Source organism: Pseudomonas sp. MT92 (assembly GCF_058792515.1).
Genome location: NZ_JBXAFA010000005.1, coordinates 183088 through 204949 on the forward strand (window position 1 = coordinate 183088; position 21862 = coordinate 204949).

General features: G+C 59.1%; 20 protein-coding genes. 19 read left to right on the forward strand and 1 reads right to left on the reverse strand.

Going from position 1 to position 21862, the window contains the following annotated elements; genetic code table 11:
- The 13 genes from lpxD to ispD all read left to right on the forward strand — a co-directional run bounded on the left by lpxD (position 1) and on the right by ispD (position 15663).
- Positions 1 to 1056 carry a UDP-3-O-(3-hydroxymyristoyl)glucosamine N-acyltransferase gene (gene lpxD / locus AC1Q6D_RS11200; RefSeq protein ID WP_103403608.1) on the forward strand — a complete coding sequence of 352 codons (1056 nt, stop codon included), beginning with the start codon at positions 1 to 3 and terminating at the stop codon, positions 1054 to 1056.
- A gap of 108 nt (positions 1057 to 1164) precedes the next feature.
- Positions 1165 to 1605, forward strand: coding sequence for a 3-hydroxyacyl-ACP dehydratase FabZ (fabZ, locus tag AC1Q6D_RS11205; RefSeq protein ID WP_007940511.1), 441 nt, complete (start codon positions 1165 to 1167; stop codon positions 1603 to 1605).
- Positions 1602 to 2378 carry an acyl-ACP--UDP-N-acetylglucosamine O-acyltransferase gene (gene lpxA / locus AC1Q6D_RS11210; RefSeq protein ID WP_047526326.1) on the forward strand — a complete coding sequence of 259 codons (777 nt, stop codon included), beginning with the start codon at positions 1602 to 1604 and terminating at the stop codon, positions 2376 to 2378. Before fabZ ends, lpxA begins: the two co-directional genes overlap by 4 nt.
- A gap of 2 nt (positions 2379 to 2380) precedes the next feature.
- Positions 2381 to 3511 (forward strand): lipid-A-disaccharide synthase, encoded by a 1131-nt coding sequence (lpxB, locus tag AC1Q6D_RS11215; protein WP_090467448.1) that lies wholly within the window; start codon positions 2381 to 2383, stop codon positions 3509 to 3511.
- An 11-nt stretch (positions 3512 to 3522) separates the two neighbouring features.
- On the forward strand, positions 3523 to 4149 hold the full coding sequence (gene rnhB / locus AC1Q6D_RS11220) for a ribonuclease HII (protein ID WP_103403607.1): 627 nt from the start codon (positions 3523 to 3525) through the stop codon (positions 4147 to 4149).
- An 84-nt stretch (positions 4150 to 4233) separates the two neighbouring features.
- Positions 4234 to 7755 carry a DNA polymerase III subunit alpha gene (dnaE, locus tag AC1Q6D_RS11225; protein ID WP_103403606.1) on the forward strand — a complete coding sequence of 1174 codons (3522 nt, stop codon included), beginning with the start codon at positions 4234 to 4236 and terminating at the stop codon, positions 7753 to 7755.
- 139 nt (positions 7756 to 7894) lie between these two features.
- Positions 7895 to 8842, forward strand: coding sequence for an acetyl-CoA carboxylase carboxyltransferase subunit alpha (locus AC1Q6D_RS11230; protein WP_103403605.1), 948 nt, complete (start codon positions 7895 to 7897; stop codon positions 8840 to 8842).
- A gap of 137 nt (positions 8843 to 8979) precedes the next feature.
- Positions 8980 to 10308 (forward strand): tRNA lysidine(34) synthetase TilS, encoded by a 1329-nt coding sequence (tilS, locus tag AC1Q6D_RS11235; RefSeq protein ID WP_103403604.1) that lies wholly within the window; start codon positions 8980 to 8982, stop codon positions 10306 to 10308.
- A 274-nt stretch (positions 10309 to 10582) separates the two neighbouring features.
- Positions 10583 to 12214: a CTP synthase gene (pyrG, locus tag AC1Q6D_RS11240; protein WP_047526333.1), complete on the forward strand. Its 1632-nt coding sequence runs from the start codon at positions 10583 to 10585 to the stop codon at positions 12212 to 12214.
- A 5-nt stretch (positions 12215 to 12219) separates the two neighbouring features.
- Entirely contained in the window at positions 12220 to 13065 is an 846-nt protein-coding gene (gene kdsA, locus AC1Q6D_RS11245; RefSeq protein WP_103403603.1) for a 3-deoxy-8-phosphooctulonate synthase, read from the forward strand.
- A 156-nt stretch (positions 13066 to 13221) separates the two neighbouring features.
- Positions 13222 to 14511, forward strand: a complete 1290-nt coding sequence (eno, locus tag AC1Q6D_RS11250) for a phosphopyruvate hydratase (RefSeq protein WP_090316970.1) — start codon at positions 13222 to 13224, stop codon at positions 14509 to 14511.
- A gap of 169 nt (positions 14512 to 14680) precedes the next feature.
- Complete coding sequence (ftsB, locus tag AC1Q6D_RS11255; protein ID WP_047526337.1) at positions 14681 to 14959, forward strand: cell division protein FtsB; 279 nt, start codon at positions 14681 to 14683, stop codon at positions 14957 to 14959.
- On the forward strand, positions 14956 to 15663 hold the full coding sequence (ispD, locus tag AC1Q6D_RS11260; RefSeq protein ID WP_103403602.1) for a 2-C-methyl-D-erythritol 4-phosphate cytidylyltransferase: 708 nt from the start codon (positions 14956 to 14958) through the stop codon (positions 15661 to 15663). The genes ftsB and ispD overlap by 4 nt, the downstream gene beginning before the upstream one ends.
- Before the next feature lie 7 nt (positions 15664 to 15670).
- Here ispD and AC1Q6D_RS11265 read toward each other — a convergent pair whose 3' ends face one another.
- Positions 15671 to 16567 (reverse strand): LysR family transcriptional regulator, encoded by an 897-nt coding sequence (locus AC1Q6D_RS11265; protein ID WP_103403601.1) that lies wholly within the window; start codon positions 16565 to 16567, stop codon positions 15671 to 15673.
- Positions 16568 to 16674: 107 nt separating this feature from the next.
- On the opposite strand from AC1Q6D_RS11265, the gene AC1Q6D_RS11270 reads away from it, so the two are divergent.
- The 6 genes from AC1Q6D_RS11270 to AC1Q6D_RS11295 all read left to right on the forward strand — a co-directional run bounded on the left by AC1Q6D_RS11270 (position 16675) and on the right by AC1Q6D_RS11295 (position 21696).
- Positions 16675 to 17787, forward strand: a complete 1113-nt coding sequence (locus AC1Q6D_RS11270) for an S-(hydroxymethyl)glutathione dehydrogenase/class III alcohol dehydrogenase (protein WP_015093777.1) — start codon at positions 16675 to 16677, stop codon at positions 17785 to 17787.
- Positions 17788 to 17858: 71 nt separating this feature from the next.
- The gene (fghA, locus tag AC1Q6D_RS11275; protein WP_178083113.1) at positions 17859 to 18710 is read left to right on the forward strand and encodes an S-formylglutathione hydrolase; all 852 of its coding nucleotides are present in this window, start codon (positions 17859 to 17861) and stop codon (positions 18708 to 18710) included.
- A 43-nt stretch (positions 18711 to 18753) separates the two neighbouring features.
- Positions 18754 to 19227 (forward strand): 2-C-methyl-D-erythritol 2,4-cyclodiphosphate synthase, encoded by a 474-nt coding sequence (ispF, locus tag AC1Q6D_RS11280; protein WP_090316982.1) that lies wholly within the window; start codon positions 18754 to 18756, stop codon positions 19225 to 19227.
- On the forward strand, positions 19224 to 20282 hold the full coding sequence (gene truD, locus AC1Q6D_RS11285; protein WP_103403599.1) for a tRNA pseudouridine(13) synthase TruD: 1059 nt from the start codon (positions 19224 to 19226) through the stop codon (positions 20280 to 20282). The genes ispF and truD overlap by 4 nt, the downstream gene beginning before the upstream one ends.
- On the forward strand, positions 20270 to 21019 hold the full coding sequence (gene surE, locus AC1Q6D_RS11290) for a 5'/3'-nucleotidase SurE (RefSeq protein WP_047526347.1): 750 nt from the start codon (positions 20270 to 20272) through the stop codon (positions 21017 to 21019). Before truD ends, surE begins: the two co-directional genes overlap by 13 nt.
- Before the next feature lie 41 nt (positions 21020 to 21060).
- Positions 21061 to 21696 (forward strand): protein-L-isoaspartate(D-aspartate) O-methyltransferase, encoded by a 636-nt coding sequence (locus AC1Q6D_RS11295; RefSeq protein WP_177329343.1) that lies wholly within the window; start codon positions 21061 to 21063, stop codon positions 21694 to 21696.
- Positions 21697 to 21862: the final 166 nt, after the last annotated feature.

Genomic DNA, 21862 nt, shown 5'->3' on the forward strand with positions numbered 1-21862 from the left:
ATGACTGCGACTATCAAACTCGGCCAACTGGCCGAGTTCCTCGGTGCCACATTACGTGGCGACGCGGAGAAGGCAATTACTGGGCTAGCCACCTTGCAGGAGGCTGGCCCAACTCAGTTGAGCTTTCTCGCAAATCCCCAATACCGTAAATACCTGGCAGGCAGCCAGGCTGCAGCCTTGTTGCTGAAAGCCGCTGATGCTGAGGGGTTTGCCGGTAATGTACTGGTGGTGCCTGATCCATACGCTGCCTACGCGCGCATTTCTCACCTGTTCGATCCCAAGCCCAAGGCGGCCGCCGGTATTCATCCGACCGCAGTCATTGCGGCGGACGCGGTGGTCGATCCGGCGGCGAGTATCGGAGCGTTTGTAGTCATCGAGAGCGGTGCGCAAGTTGCCGCGGGGACAACCGTTGGCGCGCACTGTTTCATCGGTGCTCGTAGCGTCATTGGCGAAGGTGGCTGGCTCGCTCCGCGTGTCACGCTGTATCACGACGTGCGCATCGGCAAACGAGTGGTCATCCAGTCGGGTGCCGTACTCGGTGGCGAAGGCTTTGGTTTTGCCAACGAAAAGGGTATCTGGCAGAAAATTGCCCAGATCGGTGGCGTTCTGGTCGGTGACGACGTGGAAATTGGCGTGAACACTGCCATCGACCGCGGCGCGCTCGCCGATACCATCATTGGTAATGGCGTTAAGCTCGACAACCAGATTCAGATCGCCCACAACGTCCAGGTTGGTGATCACACGGCCATGGCCGCGTGCGTGGGCATTTCCGGCAGCACCAAAATCGGCAAGCATTGCATGCTCGCCGGTGGCGTAGGGCTGGTGGGACATATCGATATTTGCGACAACGTTTTCATTACCGGGATGACCATGGTGACTCACTCGATCACCGAGTCAGGTTCCTATTCTTCCGGTACGGCAATGCAGCCAGCGGCCGAGTGGCGCAAAAGCGCGGCCCGTATCCGTCAGCTCGATGACATCGCACGGCGTTTGCGACAGCTGGAAAAGCAAGTAGGGGAAGTGACCCCTGACGGTAATGCTTCTTCAGATGGCTGATACCATTTCCATATCAAATGTGCGCAGCCGCTAGACTGTGTCCTTGATTTGCTAGAGGAGTGCGCGTAAGTCGCGCGCTCCCAATCTTTACATAGGCTTCCCCCCGAAATGATGGACATCAACGAGATTCGCGAATACCTGCCTCACCGTTACCCGTTCCTGCTGGTGGACCGGGTCGTGGATCTGGATGTGGAAGGCAAGCGCATTCGCGCCTACAAGAATGTCAGCATCAACGAACCTTTCTTCAATGGTCACTTTCCGGCGCATCCGATCATGCCGGGCGTACTGATCATCGAAGCGATGGCTCAGGCTGCCGGGATCCTTGGTTTCAAGATGCTCGACGTGAAACCGGCCGATGGCACCCTTTATTACTTCGTCGGTTCCGACAAGCTACGCTTCCGCCAGCCGGTGTTGCCGGGTGATCAGTTGATTCTTGAAGCCAAGTTCATCAGCTGCAAGCGTCAGATCTGGAAGTTCGAGTGCCAGGCTTCGGTCGATGGCAAGCCAGTCTGCTCAGCTGAAATCATCTGCGCGGAACGTAAACTATGAGTTTGATTGACCCTCGCGCAATCATCGATCCGACGGCCGTCCTGGCTGACGGTGTCGAGGTCGGGCCGTGGTCGATCATCGGCGCAGGTGTGGAGATCGGCGAGGGGACGGTTATCGGGCCGCATGTGATTCTTAAGGGCCCAACCCGAATCGGTAAGCACAACCGCATCTATCAGTTCTCCTCGGTAGGTGAAGACACGCCTGATCTGAAGTACAAGGGCGAAGAAACTCGCCTGGTGATCGGTGACCACAATGTCATTCGCGAAGGCGTGACCATTCACCGTGGAACCATTCAGGATCGTTCGGAAACCACCCTGGGCGATCACAACCTGATCATGGCCTATGCACACATCGGTCACGACAGCGTCATCGGAAACCACTGCATTCTGGTCAACAACACCGCACTTGCCGGTCATGTGCACGTTGAAGACTGGGCGATCCTGTCCGGGTTCACCCTGGTTCACCAGTATTGCCACATTGGTGCCCACAGCTTTTCCGGCATGGGTACCGCCATCGGCAAGGACGTTCCCGCGTTCGTTACGGTGTTCGGCAATCCGGCCGAAGCCCGTAGCATGAACTTCGAAGGCATGCGCCGTCGCGGTTTCAGCGAAGATGCGATCCACGCCCTGCGTCGTGCCTACAAGGTGGTCTATCGCCAGGGCCTGACGGTTGAGCAAGCACTCGCCGAACTGGCCGAACCTTCGGAGCAATTCCCGGAAGTTGCGGTGTTCCGCGACTCCATCCAGTCTTCGACGCGCGGCATCACCCGCTAATCATGGCCAATCTGCGTATTGCGCTGGTGGCGGGTGAGGCTTCCGGTGACATTCTGGGCGCGGGGCTGATGCGTGCGCTCAAGGCTCAACACCCGGCAATCGAATTCATCGGTGTCGGTGGCCCGCTGATGCAGGCTGAGGGGTTGACTTCATACTTCCCGATGGAGCGCCTGTCGGTCATGGGCCTGGTTGAGGTACTTGGCCGATTGCGCGAGTTGCTGGCACGTCGCAAGAAACTGGTCGCAGACCTGATTGCCGCGAAGCCGGACGTGTTCATCGGAATCGATGCCCCGGATTTCAATCTCAATATCGAACTCAAGCTGCGTCAGGCCGGGATCAAGACCGTGCATTACGTCAGTCCGTCGGTCTGGGCTTGGCGACAGAAGCGCGTGCTGAAGATTCGTGAAGGTTGCGACCTGATGCTGACGCTGTTTCCGTTTGAAGCAAAGTTCTATGAAGAGAAGGGCGTGCCAGTGCGGTTTGTCGGGCACACCCTGGCCGATGCCATTCCGCTCGAGGCCGACCGTGCCGCAGCGCGGGCCGAGCTTGGATTGCCTGACGGGCCCTTGGTCGCGCTGATGCCCGGCAGTCGCGGCGGCGAAGTGGGCCGTCTCGGTGCATTGTTTCTCGACACGGCCCAACGCCTGCGGGCACTGCGTCCGGGCGTGCGGTTTGTCTTGCCGTGTGCCAACCCGCAGCGTCGCGCGCAGCTTGAAGAGCTGTTGGTCGGCCGCGATCTGCCGCTGACCTTGCTCGATGGCAAGTCCCACCTGGCCCTGGCCGCGTGTAACGCAGTGCTGATCGCGTCCGGCACGGCAACGCTTGAAGCCCTGTTGTACAAACGCCCAATGGTGGTCGCTTATCGCTTGGCGCCGCTGACGTTCTGGATTCTCAAGCGGATGGTGAAAAGCCCCTACGTCTCCTTGCCGAACCTGCTGGCCCAGCGACTGCTGGTGCCCGAGTTGCTGCAAGACGATGCAACGGTCGAAGCGCTGGCCCAGACCCTGTCGCCGCTGATCGAGGGTGGGGAAGAGCAAACTCGCGGTTTTGACGAAATCCACCGTACCTTGCGTCTGGATGCCTCTAATCAGGCGGCGGATGCGGTGCTGAATTTGATCGGCCAAGCACAATGAGTAAAACAAGCATGCAGATGGGGCTGGATTTCACCTTGGTCGCTGATGTGGAAGAGTTGGTTGCCGGCGTCGACGAAGTCGGTCGCGGCCCGCTCTGTGGCGCCGTGGTGACTGCGGCTGTGATCCTCGATCCGAACCGTCCGATTCTCGGCTTGAATGACTCGAAGAAGCTCACCGAAGCTCGTCGGGAAAAACTCTATGATGAAATCTGCGAGAAAGCCCTGAGCTGGTGCATCGCCCGCGCGGAAGTCGAAGAGATCGACGAGCTGAACATCCTCCATGCCACCATGCTGGCCATGCAGCGCGCGGTAGCAGGGCTGCATATACAGCCGAAACTGGCGATGATCGACGGTAATCGTTGCCCGAAATTGCCGATGCGCGCCGAAGCGGTGGTGCAGGGTGATGGCAAGGTGCCGGCCATCGCGGCTGCATCGATTCTGGCCAAGGTCAGTCGTGACCGTGAAATGGCTGCGTTCGAATTGATTTATCCCGGCTACGGCATTGGCGGGCATAAAGGTTACCCGACGCCAGTCCATCTTGAAGCGCTCGCTCGTCTGGGGCCGACCCCGATCCATCGGCGCTCGTTTGCCCCGGTGCGCCTGGCGTATGAGGCGCGGGAGCGCCTGATCGAGAGTTAGCGGCAAGGCTGATTTTTTTTGCCAAGGCCCGGTACAATCCGGGCCTTGTTGTCTTCACGTTTCTAGTTTCTAGACAGGATCACTATGCCGGCTTCATTCGTTCATCTACGCCTGCACACTGAATATTCCCTGGTCGACGGTCTGGTGCGGATCAAGCCGCTGGTCAAGACCCTGGTCGGCATGAACATGCCTGCCGTTGCGGTCACCGATCAGAACAACATGTGTTCCCTGGTCAAATTCTATAAAGCCGCCATGGGCGCCGGGATCAAGCCGATCTGTGGCGCCGACCTGTGGTTGTCGAACAAGGATCCGGACAATCCGCTGAGCCGGATCAGCCTGCTGGTGATGAACGCCGAAGGTTATCGCAACCTCACCGAGCTGATTTCCCGCGGCTTTATCGACGGCCAGCGCAACGGTTCGATCATCATCGAGCGCGAGTGGGTCGCTGAAGCCAGCGCAGGCTTGATCATGCTGTCGGCGGCGAAAGAAGGCGAGATCGGCCAGGCGATGCTCAGTGGCAACCCGGACGAAGCCGAAACCTTGGCACGCGAATGGATGGAGGTGTTCCCGGACCGCTTCTATCTGGAAATCCAGCGTACCAATCGCCCCAACGACGAAGAGCAGCTGCACGGTGCCGTGGCGCTGGCCGAGAAAATCGGTGCGCCGCTGGTGGCGACCAACGATGTGCGCTTCATCAAGCAGGAAGACTTCGCCGCCCACGAAACCCGCGTTTGCATCGGTGAGGGCCGCGCGCTTGACGATCCGCGGCGTTCGAAGAATTACAGCGATCAGCAGTACCTCAAAAGCGCCGAGGAAATGGCCGAGCTGTTCAGCGATATTCCCGAAGCGCTGGAAAACACGGTCGAGATCGCCAAACGCTGCAACATCGAAGTCAAACTGGGCACGCACTTCCTGCCCAACTTCCCGATTCCCGATGGCATGACCATCGACGAGTATTTCCGCAAAGTCTCGTTCGATGGCCTTGAGGAGCGTCTCGCGGTCCTGCTGCCCAAGGACACCACTGAAGACTACGAGGCCAAGCGTCAGGTTTATGTCGACCGGCTGAATTTCGAGCTGGATATCATCATCCAGATGGGATTCCCCGGTTATTTCCTGATCGTGATGGACTTTATCCAGTGGGCCAAGAACAACGGTGTGCCGGTGGGGCCAGGCCGTGGATCGGGTGCCGGGTCGCTGGTGGCTTATGTGCAGAAGATCACCGACCTCGACCCGCTGGAATATGACCTGCTGTTCGAACGTTTCCTTAACCCGGAACGGGTCTCCATGCCCGACTTCGACGTCGACTTCTGCATGGACGGACGCGATCGGGTGATCGACTATGTGGCCGAGAAATACGGCCGCAACGCGGTAAGCCAGATCATCACCTTCGGTTCGATGGCGGCAAAAGCTGTGGTGCGCGACGTGGCGCGGGTGCAGGGCAAGTCTTATGGCCTGGCGGATCGTCTGTCGAAGATGATTCCGTTCGAAGTCGGCATGACCCTGGAAAAGGCCTACGAACAGGAAGAAATTCTGCGTGACTTCATCAAGGTCGATGAAGAAGCCGCCGAAATCTGGGAGATGGCCCGCAAGCTCGAAGGCGTTGTGCGTAACGTCGGCAAGCACGCCGGTGGTGTGGTGATCGCTCCGACCAAATTGACCGATTTCTCGCCGATCTATTGCGATGAAGCGGGTGACGGCCTGGTGACCCAGTTCGACAAGGACGACGTTGAAGCCGCCGGGCTGGTGAAGTTCGACTTCCTCGGCCTGCGGACCTTGACGATCATCGACTGGGCCCTGAAAACCATTAACCGCGACCGCGCCAAGGTCAACGAGCCGCCGCTGGACATTGCGTTCATCCCGCTGGACGACAAGCCGACCTACACGCTGCTGCAAAAAGCCGAAACCACAGCGGTGTTCCAGCTCGAATCCCGCGGCATGAAAGAGCTGATCAAGAAGCTCAAGCCCGACTGCCTGGAAGACTTGATCGCACTGGTGGCCCTGTTCCGTCCCGGCCCGCTGCAATCGGGCATGGTGGATGACTTCATCAACCGTAAACACGGTCGTGCCGAACTGGCGTACCCACACTCGGATTACCAATACGAAGGCCTCAAGCCCGTATTGGCGCCCACTTACGGCATCATCCTGTATCAGGAACAGGTGATGCAGATTGCCCAGGTCATGGCCGGCTACACCCTCGGCGGTGCAGACATGCTGCGTCGGGCGATGGGTAAGAAAAAGCCCGAAGAAATGGCCAAGCAGCGTGGCGGCTTCATTGAAGGTTGCGCCACCAACAATATCGATGCCGACCTGGCCGGTAACATCTTCGACCTGGTGGAAAAATTCGCCGGTTACGGCTTCAACAAATCCCACTCCGCGGCTTATGGTCTGGTCTCGTACCAGACGGCATGGCTCAAGGCGCACTACCCGGCGCCGTTCATGGCGGCGGTGCTTTCGGCGGATATGCACAACACCGACAAGGTCGTGACCTTGATCGAGGAAGTGCGCACGATGAAGCTGCGCCTCGACGCACCGGATGTGAACACTTCAGAGTTCAAGTTCACGGTGAACGACGAAGGCCGGATCATTTACGGATTGGGCGCGATCAAGGGCGTGGGGGAGGGGCCGGTCGAGGCGATCACCGAAGCGCGCCTGGACGGTCCGTTCAAGGATCTGTTCGATTTCTGCGCCCGGGTCGACCTCAAGCGCATCAACAAGCGCACCCTCGACGGCTTGATCCGCAGCGGAGCGCTGGATCGTCTTGGCCCGTATTTCCACGATGAACCGAAGGCCTATCAAGCCAATATCGACCGCAACCGTGCCGTCCTGCTGACGGCCATGGAAGAGGCGATCAAGGCGGCCGAGCAGACTGCCCGTACCCACGACAGCGGCCATGCCGACCTGTTTGGCGGCCTGTTTGTTGAAGAAGATGCGGATGTTTACGCCAATCATCGCAGAGCCAAGGAGCTGACCCTCAAGGAGCGGTTGAAAGGGGAAAAAGATACCCTGGGCCTGTACCTGACCGGTCACCCGATCGACGAGTACGAAGGTGAAATACGCCGGTTTGCCCGTCAGCGCATCATCGATCTCAAGCCTGCGCGCGATACCCAGACGGTCGCCGGCATGATCATCGCCCTGCGGGTGATGAAGAACAAAAAGGGCGACAAGATGGGGTTCATCACCCTTGATGACCGTTCCGGGCGGATCGAGGCGTCGTTGTTTGCCGATGCGTTCCATTCCGCGCAATCGCTGTTGCAGACTGATGCAATGGTGGTAGTCGAAGGCGAAGTCAGCAACGATGATTTCTCCGGCGGCCTGCGGTTGCGGGTGAAGCGGGTGATGAGCATGGAAGATGCGCGTACCAACCTGGCTGAGAGCCTGCGCCTGAAGCTGCACGCCAAAGATTTGAAAGGTGATCAGCTACGCTGGCTGGGTGAACTGCTCAAGCGTCACCGTGGTGCGTGCCCGATCACCATGGACTACACCAGTCCCGATGCGAAAGCCTTGCTGCAGTTCGGCGAAGGCTGGCGAATCGATCCGGCGGATGCGTTGATTCAAGCCCTGCGTGACCAGTTCGGGCGAGACAACGTCTTCCTCCAATACCGTTGACGGTCAGGGCTGTTGGATGGCTCTGGCCTTGACCTGAATTTTTAATCTCGACCTGAACGCGCCTGTCCCTTAAGGTAGGGCGCGAATAGACAACCGGCCGGCCCAAGCTCTCTTGGACGTCGACCCAAGACGGACGCCTATGAACCCGAATTTTCTAGATTTCGAACAGCCGATCGCCGACCTGCAAGCCAAGATCGAAGAGTTGCGCTTGGTCGGTAATGACAATTCGCTGAATATCGGCGATGAGATCTCCCGCCTGCAGGATAAAAGCAGCACCCTGACCGAAGATATCTTCGGCAAGCTGACCAGCTGGCAGATCGCGCGTCTGGCGCGTCACCCGCGTCGCCCTTACACCCTGGACTACATCGAACACATCTTCACCGAGTTCGATGAGTTGCACGGCGACCGCCACTTCTCCGACGACGCCGCCATCGTAGGCGGTATCGCCCGCCTGGATGACCAGCCAGTGATGGTGATCGGTCACCAGAAAGGCCGCGAAGTGCGCGAAAAGGTTCGCCGCAACTTCGGCATGCCGCGACCGGAAGGCTACCGCAAGGCCTGCCGCCTGATGGAAATGGCCGAACGCTTCAAGATGCCGATCCTGACCTTCATCGACACGCCGGGCGCTTACCCTGGCATCGACGCTGAAGAGCGCAACCAGAGCGAAGCCATTGCCTGGAACCTGCGGGTCATGGCTCGCCTGAAAACCCCAATCATCGCCACCGTGATCGGTGAAGGTGGTTCCGGTGGTGCTTTGGCGATCGGCGTTTGCGATCAGTTGAACATGCTGCAGTACTCGACCTATGCGGTGATCTCTCCGGAAGGTTGCGCTTCGATTCTGTGGAAAACCGCCGAGAAAGCACCGGACGCCGCTGAAGCCATGGGTATCACCGCCGAGCGCCTGAAAGGCCTGGGCATCGTGGACAAAGTGATCAGCGAGCCTTTGGGTGGTGCGCACCGTGATCCAGCGGCGGCAGCTGCCAATATCCGTGCCGAGCTGAGCTCGCAACTGGCGATGCTGAAGAAGCTCGACCACAAAGCGCTGCTGGCCCGTCGTTACGAGCGTCTGATGAGCTACGGTCTCTGATCTGACCGCGCTGTTCGCTCTACCCTGTGGGAGCGAGCCAGCTCGCGATGGGGCTTAACATTCGACCAATCCGTTGTCTGTTATACCGCTATCGCGAGCAAGCTCGCTCCCACATTTGATTTGTGTGAATGAAGGATATGAGCCAGTCCAATAGTGATCTGCCAACCAGACTTCTCCTGAATCTCGCGCCCTGGCGCAACGCCAAAACCTGGCGCATCGCCTTCTCCGGCGGTCTTGACTCCACTGTCCTGCTGCACCTTCTCGCAACACTCGCAAAAACCGAATCCCTGCCGCCATTAAGTGCCATTCATGTTCATCATGGTCTTCAGGCTGTGGCTGAAGCCTGGCCGGACCATTGTCGGTCGTTGTGCGCGGCGCTGGGCGTACCGTTGCGGGTTGTCCGTGTGCAAGTGCAGCCCGGCGCCAGTCCTGAGCGTGCGGCCCGGGATGCCCGTTATGGCGCGTTCGTCGAGGTTACCGGGGGCAACGACGTTCTGTTGACCGGTCAGCATCGTGATGATCAGGCCGAAACCCTGCTTTTCCGTTTGTTGCGTGGGGCCGGGGTGCGAGGTCTGTCGGGAATGCCTCGCCAGCGTCGGCTGGGTAACGGCCATCTGTTGCGGCCCCTGCTGGAGGCGAGTCGCGCCGATCTGGAAGCCTATGCGGCCAAGCACCAATTGAGCTGGATCGAGGATCCTTCCAACCAGGATCGACATTTCTCGCGCAATTACCTGCGTCATCAAGTGTTCCCCGCATTGACCGCGCGGTGGCCGCAGGCCGCCGCGACCATGGCCCGCAGCGCTGCGCATCTGAGCGAAGCGCAGGGATTGCTCGACGACCTGGCACAAATGGATCTGCTCGACGCCAGCACGGACAGTCCTTTCGAGTGGCTCAAGTTGCCATCGCTGGAGTTGGCATCACTGCAGAAACTCTCCGCCGCGCGTCAACGCAATGCGCTTGGCCATTGGCTCGAGTCGCTGACAGGGCTACCGGATACCGACCATTGGTCGGGTTGGCAAGATTTACGCGATGCGGCGGGTGATGCCCGTCCGGTCTGGCGGTTGGCCGATGGCGAATTGCATCGGTCTGGCGGCCGCATCTGGTGGCTGACCGGCCACTGGTTGCGCGCTTGCCCCGCTGTCGGGGCATGGCTGGATCCAGCGTCTCCTCTGGCCTTGCCCGAAAATGGAGTGCTGAAAATCGCCGGTGCAATCCCGGAGGGTCCGCTGCATATCCGCTATCGTGAAGGCGGAGAAATGATGGATTTGCCAGGTCGGGGGCATCGCGATCTGAAGCGTTTGCTTAACGAATGCGCTGTACCATTGTTCGTGCGCGGCAGATTGCCGCTGCTGTTCAAAGGTCAGCAATTGCTGGCGGTGGCGAACCTGCCGGGGCTTGATGGCGCTGCGGCGGGAAGCTGGAATTTACATTGGCAGCCGCCTGACGAGGATCAAGGTTTGAGATGAAAGGGGCTTTCCGGTAGACTACGCTCCCTTCTTGATACAACTTCTGTGGATTCGCCTGAATTGCAGGAGTTGCCGATTACCAAGCAGTCTTTGCTGGGCGATTCCAAAAAATGTGTAGCGAGCAACGTACCGGTGTTTCATCTTCCGGTCTGTCCCAACGCGGCGGTTTTTTTGAAAGGTGCACTGTGATTAATGCAGGTGATCGGGGGCTTCGGCCTTCCTTCGCTTTCCCCGGCGGCTCGGACCGCTTTAACGCAGACTTCTAGGGTTTTTCATGACGCGCTACATATTCGTCACGGGCGGTGTTGTTTCTTCATTGGGGAAAGGCATTGCATCGGCATCATTGGCGGCCATCCTGGAGGCGCGGGGACTTAAGGTCACCATGCTGAAGCTGGACCCGTACATCAACGTCGACCCGGGCACCATGAGCCCGTTCCAGCACGGTGAGGTGTTCGTCACCCACGACGGTGCCGAGACCGACCTGGACCTGGGCCATTACGAGCGGTTCATTCGCACGACCATGACCCAGAACAACAACTTCACCACCGGCCGTGTCTACGAGCATGTGCTGCGCAAAGAGCGCCGTGGTGACTACCTGGGGGCGACCATCCAGGTCATCCCGCACATCACCGACGAAATCAAGCGCCGCATCATCAAGGGCGCCGGCGATGCCGACGTCGCGATGGTCGAGATTGGCGGCACCGTGGGTGACATCGAATCCCAACCGTTCCTCGAAGCCATCCGCCAGTTGCGTTTCGAAGTCGGCGCCAAGCGCGCGATGCTGATGCACCTGACGCTGGTGCCGTACATCGCCACTGCCGGCGAAACCAAAACCAAGCCAACCCAGCACTCGGTCAAGGAGCTGCGTTCCATCGGCCTGCAACCTGACGTGCTGGTTTGCCGTTCCGATCATCCGATCGATCTGTCTTCCCGTCGCAAGATCGCGCAATTCACCAACGTTGAAGAACGCGCGGTGATCGCGCTGGAAGACGCCGACACCATCTACAAGATCCCGGGCATTCTGCACTCCCAGGGTCTGGACGATTTCGTCGTCGAGCGTTTCGGCCTGCAATGCGGCGGCGCCGATCTGTCCGAGTGGGATGCCGTGGTCGACGCCAAGCTCAACCCGGAGCACGAAGTCACCATCGCCATGGTCGGCAAGTACATGGAGCTGCTGGACGCCTACAAGTCGCTGATCGAAGCGATGAGTCACGCCGGCATCAGCAACCGTACCAAGGTCAACCTGCGCTACATCGATTCCGAAGACATCGAAAACCAGGGCACCGCGTTGCTCGAAGGTGTCGACGCAATCCTGGTGCCTGGTGGTTTCGGCCTGCGTGGCGTGGAAGGCAAGATCACTGCCGTTCAATACGCTCGCGAAAACAAAGTGCCATACCTGGGTATCTGCCTGGGCATGCAGGTGGCCGTGATCGAGTTCGCTCGTAACGTCATGGGCTGGAAAGACGCCAACTCCACCGAATTCGATCGCGCCAGCGGTCACCCGGTCGTGGGCCTGATCACCGAGTGGGAAGATGCCACCGGTGCCGTCGAAATCCGTACCGAAGCGTCCGATCTGGGCGGCACCATGCGCCTCGGCGCGCAAGACTGCCTGCTGGAACCGGGTTCCCTGGTTCACGATTGCTACGGCAAGGACGTGATCGTCGAGCGTCACCGTCACCGCTATGAAGTGAACAACAACCTGCTGCCGCAAATCATCGAAGCCGGCCTGAAAATCTCCGGTCGTTCCGGTGATGGCGCGCTGGTCGAGGTGGTTGAAGCACCGGATCATCCATGGTTCGTCGCCTGCCAGTTCCACCCTGAGTTCACCTCGACACCTCGCGACGGTCACCCGTTGTTCAGTGGTTTCGTCAAGGCCGCCTTGGCTCAACACCAGAAGAAGGCTTGAACCTTATGGCGCAGAAGATCATCCGTGTAGGTGATATCGAGATTGCCAACGACAAGCCAATGGTGCTGTTCGGTGGCATGAACGTGCTGGAAAGCCGCGACATGGCGATGCAGGTCTGCGAAGAATACGTGAAGGTTACCGAGAAACTCGGTATCCCTTACGTGTTCAAGGCCAGTTTCGACAAGGCTAACCGCTCCTCCGTGACCTCTTACCGAGGCCCCGGCCTGGAAGAGGGCATGCGGATTTTCCAGGACATCAAGCAGGCCTTTGGCGTGCCGGTCATCACCGATGTCCATGAGCCGGATCAGGCCGCAGTCGTTGCTGAAGTCTGTGACATCATTCAGCTGCCGGCCTTCCTGTCGCGCCAGACCGACCTGGTGGTCGCGATGGCCCGGACCGGTGCCGTGATCAACATCAAGAAAGCCCAATTCCTTGCGCCTCAGGAAATGAAACACATCCTGAACAAATGCGTGGAAGCGGGTAACGATCAGTTGATCCTCTGCGAGCGTGGTTCGAGTTTCGGCTACAACAACCTGGTCGTCGACATGCTTGGCTTCGGCATCATGAAGCAGTTCGAGTACCCGGTGTTCTTCGACGTGACCCACGCGCTGCAAATGCCGGGCGGTCGCTCCGATTCCGCCGGTGGTCGTCGCGCCCAGGTCACCGATCTGGCCAAGGCAGGCATGAGTCAGTCCCTGGCTGGCCTGTTCCTGGAAGCCCACCCGGACCCGGACAACGCCAAGTGCGACGGCCCTTGCGCCCTGCGTCTGGATAAACTGGAGCCATTCCTGGCCCAGCTCAAGGCGCTGGACGAATTGGTGAAGAGTTTTCCGACGGTAGAAACCGCGTAATCCTCAATTCTCCGGTAAAGTACCGCACGATTTAACGCTCAGGCCCTCGGGTCTGAGCTTTATCGTCTGCAAGTCTGCCCGCTGCACATCGCTTGCCGACGATCAAAGATTTCCTACAGCTGCGTCGTTTTCGTCAACTTTGGAGTGTTTACAACAATGGCTAAAATCGTCGACATCAAAGGTCGTGAAGTTCTCGACTCCCGTGGCAATCCCACCGTGGAAGCGGATGTGCTTCTCGACAACGGCATCATCGGCAGCGCCTGCGCGCCGTCCGGTGCTTCCACTGGCTCGCGTGAAGCGCTCGAGCTGCGTGATGGCGACAAGAGCCGTTACCTGGGCAAGGGCGTACTCAAGGCCGTTGCCAACATCAACGGTCCGATCCGTGACCTGTTGAAAGGCACTGACCCAAGCGACCAGAAAGCGCTGGATCTGGCGATGATCAAGCTCGACGGTACTGAAAACAAGGCAACCCTGGGCGCCAACGCGATCCTCGCCGTTTCCCTGGCCGCCGCCAAGGCAGCTGCACAGGACCAGGATCTGCCGCTGTACGCTCACATCGCCAACCTGAACGGCACCCCGGGTGTTTACTCGATGCCGGTCCCGATGATGAACATCATCAACGGTGGCGAACACGCCGACAACAACGTCGACATCCAGGAATTCATGGTTCAGCCAGTTGGCGCCAAGACTTTCTCGGAAGGTCTGCGCATGGGCACCGAGATTTTCCATCACCTCAAAGCCGTGCTGAAAGCCCGTGGCCTGAGCACTGCGGTCGGTGACGAAGGTGGTTTCGCGCCTAACCTGGCTTCCAACGAAGACGCTTTGAAAGTGATCTCCGAAGCCGTGGCCAATGCCGGTTACAAGCTGGGCACCGACGTGACCCTGGCCCTGGACTGCGCGGCCAGCGAATTCTACGAAGACGGTAAATACAACCTGTCCGGCGAAGGCCAGGTCTTCACCGCAGAAGGTTTCGCTGATTACCTCAAAGGTCTGACCGAGCGTTACCCAATCATCTCCATCGAAGACGGCCTGGACGAGTCCGACTGGGCTGGTTGGAAAATCCTCACCGACAAGATCGGCGAGAAGACCCAACTGGTAGGCGACGACCTGTTCGTGACCAACACCAAGATCCTGAAAGAAGGCATCGACAAGAAGATCGCCAACTCGATCCTGATCAAGTTCAACCAGATCGGCACCCTGACCGAAACCCTGGAAGCCATCCAGATGGCCAAGGCCGCTGGTTACACCGCGGTGATCTCGCACCGTTCCGGCGAAACCGAAGATTCGACCATTGCCGACCTGGCTGTGGGCACCTCGGCTGGCCAGATCAAGACCGGCTCCCTGTGCCGTTCCGATCGCGTTTCCAAGTACAACCAACTGCTGCGTATCGAAGAGCAGTTGAACGGCAAAGCCAAGTACAACGGCCGCAGCGAATTCCGCGGCTAATCGGTACATAAAAAAAGACACCGGATTGTGTCGGAAAAATCGCTACGGCGACGTTTTTAGCACTAATCTGATGCCTTATTAGCACAAGCCTGGTTCATCCAGGCTTCGTGCTATCAGTAGCTTCATGTTTTGGTATGGCTGTCTTTTTTCACTGGATACCTGATATTCGATGCGCAGTCCCAATTGGTTGTTCCTCGTCTTGCTCCTGCTGCTGGCTGGCCTGCAGTACCGCCTGTGGGTGGGTAATGGCAGCCTGGCGCAAGTGGCCGAACTGACTCAGCAGATCGCGGATCAGCACGCTGAGAACGAGTCTTTGCTGGAGCGCAATCGGGTGATGGACGCTGAAGTCAGCGAGTTGAAAAAGGGCATGGAGACCGTTGAAGAGCGGGCTCGCCATGAGCTGGGCATGGTCAAGGACGGTGAAACCCTTTACCAGTTGGCACAATGAATTTGTCTCTACCGGCCTTCTGGGCCGTGATTCCTGCCGCGGGCGTCGGTGCCCGTATGGCCGCGGACCGTCCCAAGCAATACTTGCAATTGGGCGGGCGCACTATTCTCGAACACAGCCTCGGCTGTTTCCTTGATCACCCATCTCTTAAGGGATTGGTGGTCAGTCTTGCGGTTGACGATCCTTATTGGCCGAACCTGGCGTGTGCTTCCGATCGGCGCATTCAACGCGTTGATGGCGGTGCCGAACGTTCCGGATCGGTACTCAATGCGCTGTTGCATTTGCATGCGTTGGGTGCGGATGACGAGGATTGGGTGTTGGTGCACGATGCCGCACGGCCCAATCTGAGTCGCGATGATCTGGACAGGTTGCTGGGCGACCTGGCCGATGATCCGGTGGGTGGACTGCTGGCGGTGCCGGCACGGGATACCTTGAAGCGGGTCGACAAGCAGGGTCGTGTGGTTGAAACCGTGGATCGCAGCGTGATCTGGCAAGCCTATACGCCGCAAATGTTCCGTCTTGGCGCATTGCATCGCGCGCTGGCGGACAGCCTGGTGGCCGACGCCGTCATCACCGACGAAGCTTCGGCCATGGAGTGGGCGGGGATGGCGCCGCGCCTGATCGAAGGGCGCGCCGATAACCTCAAGGTCACGCGCCCCGAAGATCTGGAATGGTTGCGTCAGCGCTGGGCTAACCGAGGCTAGACGATCCCTAACCCCGGTATTCGGGTCTTTCCGCCAATCCTTCCTTCAGATAATCGACGAGTTTGCGCACCTTGGGCGACAGATGCCGTTGCTGTGGATAAAGCGCCCAGACGGCCGTATTCGGTGGCTGATGCGCCTCCAATAGCGAAATCAACGCACCGCTTTTCAAGTGCTCCAGCACGTAATAATCCGGCAGCTGGCATAACCCTACGCCCTGTAGCGCCGCATCCAGCACCGCTTGCCCACTGTTGCAACGCCAGTTTCCCTGGACCCTCTGGGAAAATTCCCGCCCGTTCTGTTCCAGTTGCCAGAGATCAGAGCTACCGATCAGGCAATTGTGACGGCTTAACTCCGACAAACTGTGGGGGCGACCATAACGCTCCAGATAGGAAGGTGACGCGCAAAGAAACATGCGTCGTGGTGCGAGGCGGGTGGCGACCAGTCGCGAGTCCTGCAGGCGACCCAGGCGGATGGCCAGGTCCAGGCCTTCATGCACCAGATCGAGTTGCCGGTTGCTCAGTTCGATGTCGATCCGCAGTTGCGGATAGAGCCCCATGAAACGCGTCACCAGCGGCACGATAAAGCGTTCCCCGTAGGCCACGGCGCAGGTCATGCGCAGCATGCCCTTGGGTTCGCTGGTCAAGTCGCCGACCGCGCGCAACGCCTCTTCTCGACCATCCTGCAATCGCTGGCAATGTTGCAAAAAGGTCTGCCCGGCTTCAGTCAGCGTCACCCGGCGAGTGCTGCGGTAGAGCAAGCGGGTTTGCAGGCGCTCCTCCAGGCGTACGATTTGTCGACTGACGTGGGAGGAAGAAACCCCCAGGCGTTCGGCGGCGGCAGTGAACTGGCTGCATTCGGCGACTGCGACAAATTCGTCGATGCCTTCCCAGCGATTGTCAGACATCGTGGATTATCCCTGTGTAGCAATAATGTTTTGCTTTTGTCCGGATTATTCACCGTAAGGCGCTGTAATACACTCCCTGTCTCGTTTTTATTCACTGGAGTTTCACCATGATCAAGTCGCGCGCCGCCGTTGCCTTCGAGGCCAAGAAACCGCTGGAGATCGTTGAAGTCGATGTCGCCATGCCCAAGGCCGGTGAAGTGCTGCTGCGTGTGGTGGCGTCCGGTGTTTGCCATACCGATGCCTACACCCTGTCCGGTGCCGACCCGGAAGGTATCTTTCCGTCGATCCTCGGTCATGAAGGTGGTGCGATTGTCGAGGCGATCGGCGAAGGCGTAACCTCCGTTGCCGTCGGTGACCATGTGATCCCGCTGTACACCCCGGAATGCCGTCAGTGCAAATTCTGTCTGTCGGGCAAAACCAATCTCTGCCAGGCGATTCGCGCGACCCAAGGCAAAGGCCTGATGCCGGATGGCACTTCGCGTTTTTCCTACAAGGGCGAAACGATTTTCCACTACATGGGCACTTCGACCTTCTCCGAGTACACCGTGCTGCCGGAAATCTCCGTCGCCAAAATTGCTAAAGAAGCGCCACTGGAAAAGGTCTGCCTGCTGGGTTGCGGTGTCACCACCGGCATCGGCGCGGTCCTCAACACTGCCAAGGTGAAACCCGGTGACACCGTGGCCATTTTCGGCCTTGGCGGTATCGGCCTGTCGGCTGTCATCGGCGCAGTCAAAGCCAAGGCGGCTCGTATCATCGCCATCGACATCAACCCGGCCAAATTCGAGATCGCCAAACAGCTGGGTGCAACCGACTGCGTGAACCCGAAAGACTTCGACCGTCCGATCCAGGAAGTCATCGTCGACATGACCGATGGTGGCGTCGACTTTTCCTTCGAATGCATCGGCAATGTCCAATTGATGCGTGCCGCACTGGAGTGCTGCCACAAGGGTTGGGGCGAGTCGGTGATCATCGGTGTCGCCGGTGCCGGTCAGGAAATCTCCACCCGTCCGTTCCAGCTGGTCACCGGTCGCGTCTGGCGCGGTTCGGCGTTCGGTGGCGTACGCGGTCGTACCGAATTGCCAAGCTACGTGGAAATGGCTGAAACCGGCGAAATCCCGTTGGACACTTTCATCACCCACACCATGGGTCTGGAAGATATCAACAAGGCTTTCGACCTGATGCATGAAGGAAAAAGCATCCGCTCCGTCATCCATTTCTAAGAAGCGGCAGCAAGCTGCAAGAGAGCGCGCCTCGACTTGCAGCTACAAGCTTGCGGCTTGCTGCTGGGAGGATTCCCATGAGTTTGGAAAATATTTCCTGCCAGAAAAGCTTCGGCGGCTGGCACAAACGCTACCGGCATCGTTCCGAGGTGCTCGGCTGCGACATGGTGTTCGCCGTATACCTGCCACCACAAGCGGAGCTGGGCGGCAAGCTGCCCGTGCTTTACTGGTTATCCGGCCTGACCTGCACCGACGAAAACTTCATGCAGAAGGCCGGCGCCATGCGCATGGCGGCCGAGCTGGGGTTGATCATCGTCGCGCCGGACACCAGCCCTCGTGGTCCGGACGTACCGGGCGATCCGGATGGCGCCTGGGACTTCGGTCTCGGCGCCGGGTTTTATCTGAATGCCACGCAGGAACCATGGTCGCGCCACTATCGGATGCATGACTATGTCGTGCAGGAATTGCCGGCTTTGGTCGAAGCCCATTTCCCGGCGTCCGACAAGCGTGGCATCAGCGGTCACTCCATGGGTGGCCATGGCGCGCTGGTCTGTGCCTTGCGCAATCCGGGGCGTTATCTGTCGGTGTCGGCTTTTTCGCCGATCAACAATCCGATGGACTGCCCTTGGGGCCAGAAGGCTTTTTCTCGATACCTCGGGGAAGATCGCTCGAAATGGCGCGAGTGGGATGCCTGCGCATTGATTGCCGAGGCCGACGAGAAGCTGCCGCTGCTGGTAGACCAAGGAGATCGCGATGATTTTCTGGCCTCCCAGCTCAAGCCGGAAGCCTTGCAGCAGGCGACCAAACTGGCGGGGCATCCGCTGACCTTGCGTCTGCAACCCGGCTATGACCACAGCTATTTCTTCATCGCCAGTTTTATCGATGATCACTTGCGGCATCACGCGCATGCTCTAGGTGCCTAATGCAGGTAGAATCACGCCCTGACAAAATTCGGGGCGTTTTTTTATGCGTATTGGCCACGGCTATGATGTGCACCGTTTCGCTGAAGGCGATTTCATCACTCTGGGCGGCGTGCGTATTGCACATGGCTTCGGGCTGCTCGCTCACTCCGACGGTGACGTCCTGCTGCACGCCTTGAGCGATGCCTTGCTCGGCGCGGCTGCGCTGGGCGACATCGGCAAGCACTTCCCGGACACCGACCCGCAATTCAAGGGCGCCGACAGCCGTGGGCTGTTGCGTCATGTCGTCGCATTGATCCACGCCAAGGGCTGGAAAGTCGGCAACGTCGATAACACCATTGTCGCCCAAGCGCCAAAAATGGCCCCGCATATCGAATCGATGCGCGCACTGATTGCCGCGGATCTTCAAGTTGAGTTGGATCAAGTGAACGTTAAAGCTACCACTACCGAAAAGCTTGGCTTTGTCGGTCGCGAAGAAGGCATTGCGGTGCACTCCGTTGCCTTGTTGCTGCGCGCATGAACGAACTGCAATTGCTCGGCCCGCGGGCCAATGGTGAAGCCCTCGGCACTGCAGTCCTGAAAGCCATCGCGGAAGATTTTCAGGTCGACGAAGTCCTTGATATTCCGCTGAGCGGTGACGGTGAACACCTGTGGATCTGGGTGGAAAAGCGCGGTCTGAACACTGAAGAAGCGGCGCGGCGAATCGCCAAGGCAGCCGGCGTTTCATTGCGCACTGTCAGTTATGCCGGGCTCAAGGATCGCCAGGCGCTGACCCGCCAGTGGTTCAGCGTTCAACTGCCGGGCAAGGCCGATCCGGATCTGTCGGCGGCAGAAAACGACACGCTGAAAATCCTCAAGACCAGTCGGCACAAGCGCAAGTTGCAACGCGGTGCCCACTCGGCCAATGGCTTTACTTTGCGCCTGACGCAGTTCGCCGGCGACAAGGCGGCCGTTGAAGAGCGCCTGCAGTTGATCGCCCAACAAGGCATCCCCAACTATTTCGGGGCGCAGCGCTTCGGGCACGACGGCGGTAATGTGGTCGATGCCCGCGCCTGGGCTGCGCGCAAGGCGTTGCCGGAGCAGCGCAACGTTCGTTCGCGCCTGCTCTCCACAGCCCGTAGCTTTCTGTTCAACCAGGTGTTGGCAGCCCGTGTTGCCGATGGCACCTGGCAGCGTGCCCAAGTGGGTGACTTGCTGGCATTCACCGATAGCCGCAGCTTCTTTCCGGCCGGTGAGGCCGAGTGCAGCGACCCTCGTCTGGCGATTCTCGATCTGCATCCGACCGGCCCGCAGTGGGGTGAAGGTGACTCGCCGGCCACGGGCGCTGTCCATGAATTGGAGCAGGCAATCGCCGCACGCGAAGCCGACCTTCGCGATTGGTTGATTAACGCCGGAATGAGCCACGAACGTCGCATCCTGCGACTGCCCATAGCCGGGTTGACGTGGCATTATCCCGAGCCTGACATTCTGCAACTGGAATTCGTCCTGCCGGCCGGATGCTTCGCCACTGTATTGGTGCGCGAACTTGTTGATCTGGTGCCGGTGGGGCAGACGGACAGCCCATGCGTATTCTGATTTCTAACGACGATGGGGTAGCCGCACCCGGTCTCGCCGCGCTTTATGCTGCGCTGGCAGATTACACCGAATGCGTGGTTATCGCCCCGGACCAGGACAAAAGCGGCGCCAGCAGCTCGCTGACGCTCGACCGTCCGTTGCACCCACAGACGCTGGCCAATGGCTTTATCAGCGTTAACGGCACACCGACCGATTGTGTGCACTTGGGCCTGAACGGCTTGCTGGAACGTGAAGCGGACATGGTGGTTTCCGGAATCAATCTGGGCGCCAACCTGGGGGACGATGTCCTGTATTCCGGAACCGTGGCGGCGGCGCTCGAAGGGCGTTTCCTGGCGCGTCCTTCATTCGCCTTTTCGTTGGTTTCACGACAAGTCGAGAACCTTCCTACAGCGGCGTACTTTGCGCGCAAACTGGTCGAAGCCCACGCTGAGCTCGATCTTCCTCCGCGTACGGTATTGAACGTGAATATTCCGAATTTGCCGCTGGATCACATACGCGGCATCCAGTTGACCCGTCTGGGCCATCGCGCTCGCGCGGCGGCACCGATGCAGGTGGTCGATCCGCGAGGCAAGGCCGGGTACTGGATTGCGGCTGCCGGAGATGCCGAGGACGGTGGCCCGGGCACTGATTTCCATGCGGTCATGCAGGGCTATGTGTCCATCACTCCGCTGCAACTGGATCGCACCTTCAATGACGCCTTCAGAAGTCTCGATGGCTGGCTGGAGGGGCTGCGCTGATGTCTCGTGAGCACGACGATATGCTGCGGCGCGGCATCGGGATGACTTCGCAACGGACCCGTGAACGGCTTATCCAGCGTTTGTATGAGGAGGGGTTGTCGAACGCCAGGGTGCTGGAAGTCATCCGCCGTACACCGCGTCACCTGTTTGTCGACGAAGCGCTGGCGCACCGTGCTTATGAAGACACGGCGCTGCCGATTGGACATAACCAGACCATTTCCCAGCCTTATATGGTGGCGCGCATGAGCGAGCTGCTGCTGGAAGCAGGTCCGTTGGACAAGGTGCTGGAAATCGGCACGGGGTCGGGTTATCAGACGGCCGTTTTGTCGCAACTGGTCGAGCGAGTGTTTTCCGTCGAGCGCATCAAGGTGCTGCAGGACCGGGCCAAGGAGCGCCTGGTCGAATTGAACCTGCGCAATGTGGTGTTTCGCTGGGGCGATGGCTGGGAGGGCTGGCCGGCGCTGGCGCCCTACAACGGTATTATCGTGACCGCCGTGGCGACCGATGTGCCTCAGGCACTGCTCGATCAGCTGGCGCCGGGAGGGCGTCTGGTGATCCCGGTCGGGTCGGGCGAGGTTCAACAATTGATGCTGATCATCAGGGAAGAACAGGGCTTTTCCAGACGTGTTCTGGGATCGGTTCGCTTCGTTCCGTTGCTCAACGGACCACTGGCCTGATCATTTGTTTCAGGGTTCTGAATTCTCTTCGATTGCTTCTGTCTTACAGCGGCGTCGATTGGTTAAACGGGTTGTTTTGTCCAGCAGCAAACGTGTGCGCGAAGCCATTTCGCTTCATTAAAGGTAAAGCGTGCACGGCCCGTTATACTTGCGACATTTCATGCCG

Bases quoted from the DNA above. Each gene is read 5' to 3' on its own strand.
- lpxD (WP_103403608.1), top strand. From the start codon at position 1: ATGACTGCGACTATCAAACTCGGCCAACTGGCCGAGTTCCTCGGTGCC.
- fabZ (WP_007940511.1), top strand. From the start codon at position 1,165: ATGATGGACATCAACGAGATTCGCGAATACCTGCCTCACCGTTACCCG.
- lpxA (WP_047526326.1), top strand. From the start codon at position 1,602: ATGAGTTTGATTGACCCTCGCGCAATCATCGATCCGACGGCCGTCCTG.
- lpxB (WP_090467448.1), top strand. From the start codon at position 2,381: ATGGCCAATCTGCGTATTGCGCTGGTGGCGGGTGAGGCTTCCGGTGAC.
- rnhB (WP_103403607.1), top strand. From the start codon at position 3,523: ATGCAGATGGGGCTGGATTTCACCTTGGTCGCTGATGTGGAAGAGTTG.
- dnaE (WP_103403606.1), top strand. From the start codon at position 4,234: ATGCCGGCTTCATTCGTTCATCTACGCCTGCACACTGAATATTCCCTG.
- AC1Q6D_RS11230 (WP_103403605.1), top strand. From the start codon at position 7,895: ATGAACCCGAATTTTCTAGATTTCGAACAGCCGATCGCCGACCTGCAA.
- tilS (WP_103403604.1), top strand. From the start codon at position 8,980: ATGAGCCAGTCCAATAGTGATCTGCCAACCAGACTTCTCCTGAATCTC.
- pyrG (WP_047526333.1), top strand. From the start codon at position 10,583: ATGACGCGCTACATATTCGTCACGGGCGGTGTTGTTTCTTCATTGGGG.
- kdsA (WP_103403603.1), top strand. From the start codon at position 12,220: ATGGCGCAGAAGATCATCCGTGTAGGTGATATCGAGATTGCCAACGAC.
- eno (WP_090316970.1), top strand. From the start codon at position 13,222: ATGGCTAAAATCGTCGACATCAAAGGTCGTGAAGTTCTCGACTCCCGT.
- ftsB (WP_047526337.1), top strand. From the start codon at position 14,681: ATGCGCAGTCCCAATTGGTTGTTCCTCGTCTTGCTCCTGCTGCTGGCT.
- ispD (WP_103403602.1), top strand. From the start codon at position 14,956: ATGAATTTGTCTCTACCGGCCTTCTGGGCCGTGATTCCTGCCGCGGGC.
- AC1Q6D_RS11265 (WP_103403601.1), bottom strand. From the start codon at position 16,567: ATGTCTGACAATCGCTGGGAAGGCATCGACGAATTTGTCGCAGTCGCC.
- AC1Q6D_RS11270 (WP_015093777.1), top strand. From the start codon at position 16,675: ATGATCAAGTCGCGCGCCGCCGTTGCCTTCGAGGCCAAGAAACCGCTG.
- ispF (WP_090316982.1), top strand. From the start codon at position 18,754: ATGCGTATTGGCCACGGCTATGATGTGCACCGTTTCGCTGAAGGCGAT.
- truD (WP_103403599.1), top strand. From the start codon at position 19,224: ATGAACGAACTGCAATTGCTCGGCCCGCGGGCCAATGGTGAAGCCCTC.
- surE (WP_047526347.1), top strand. From the start codon at position 20,270: ATGCGTATTCTGATTTCTAACGACGATGGGGTAGCCGCACCCGGTCTC.
- AC1Q6D_RS11295 (WP_177329343.1), top strand. From the start codon at position 21,061: ATGACTTCGCAACGGACCCGTGAACGGCTTATCCAGCGTTTGTATGAG.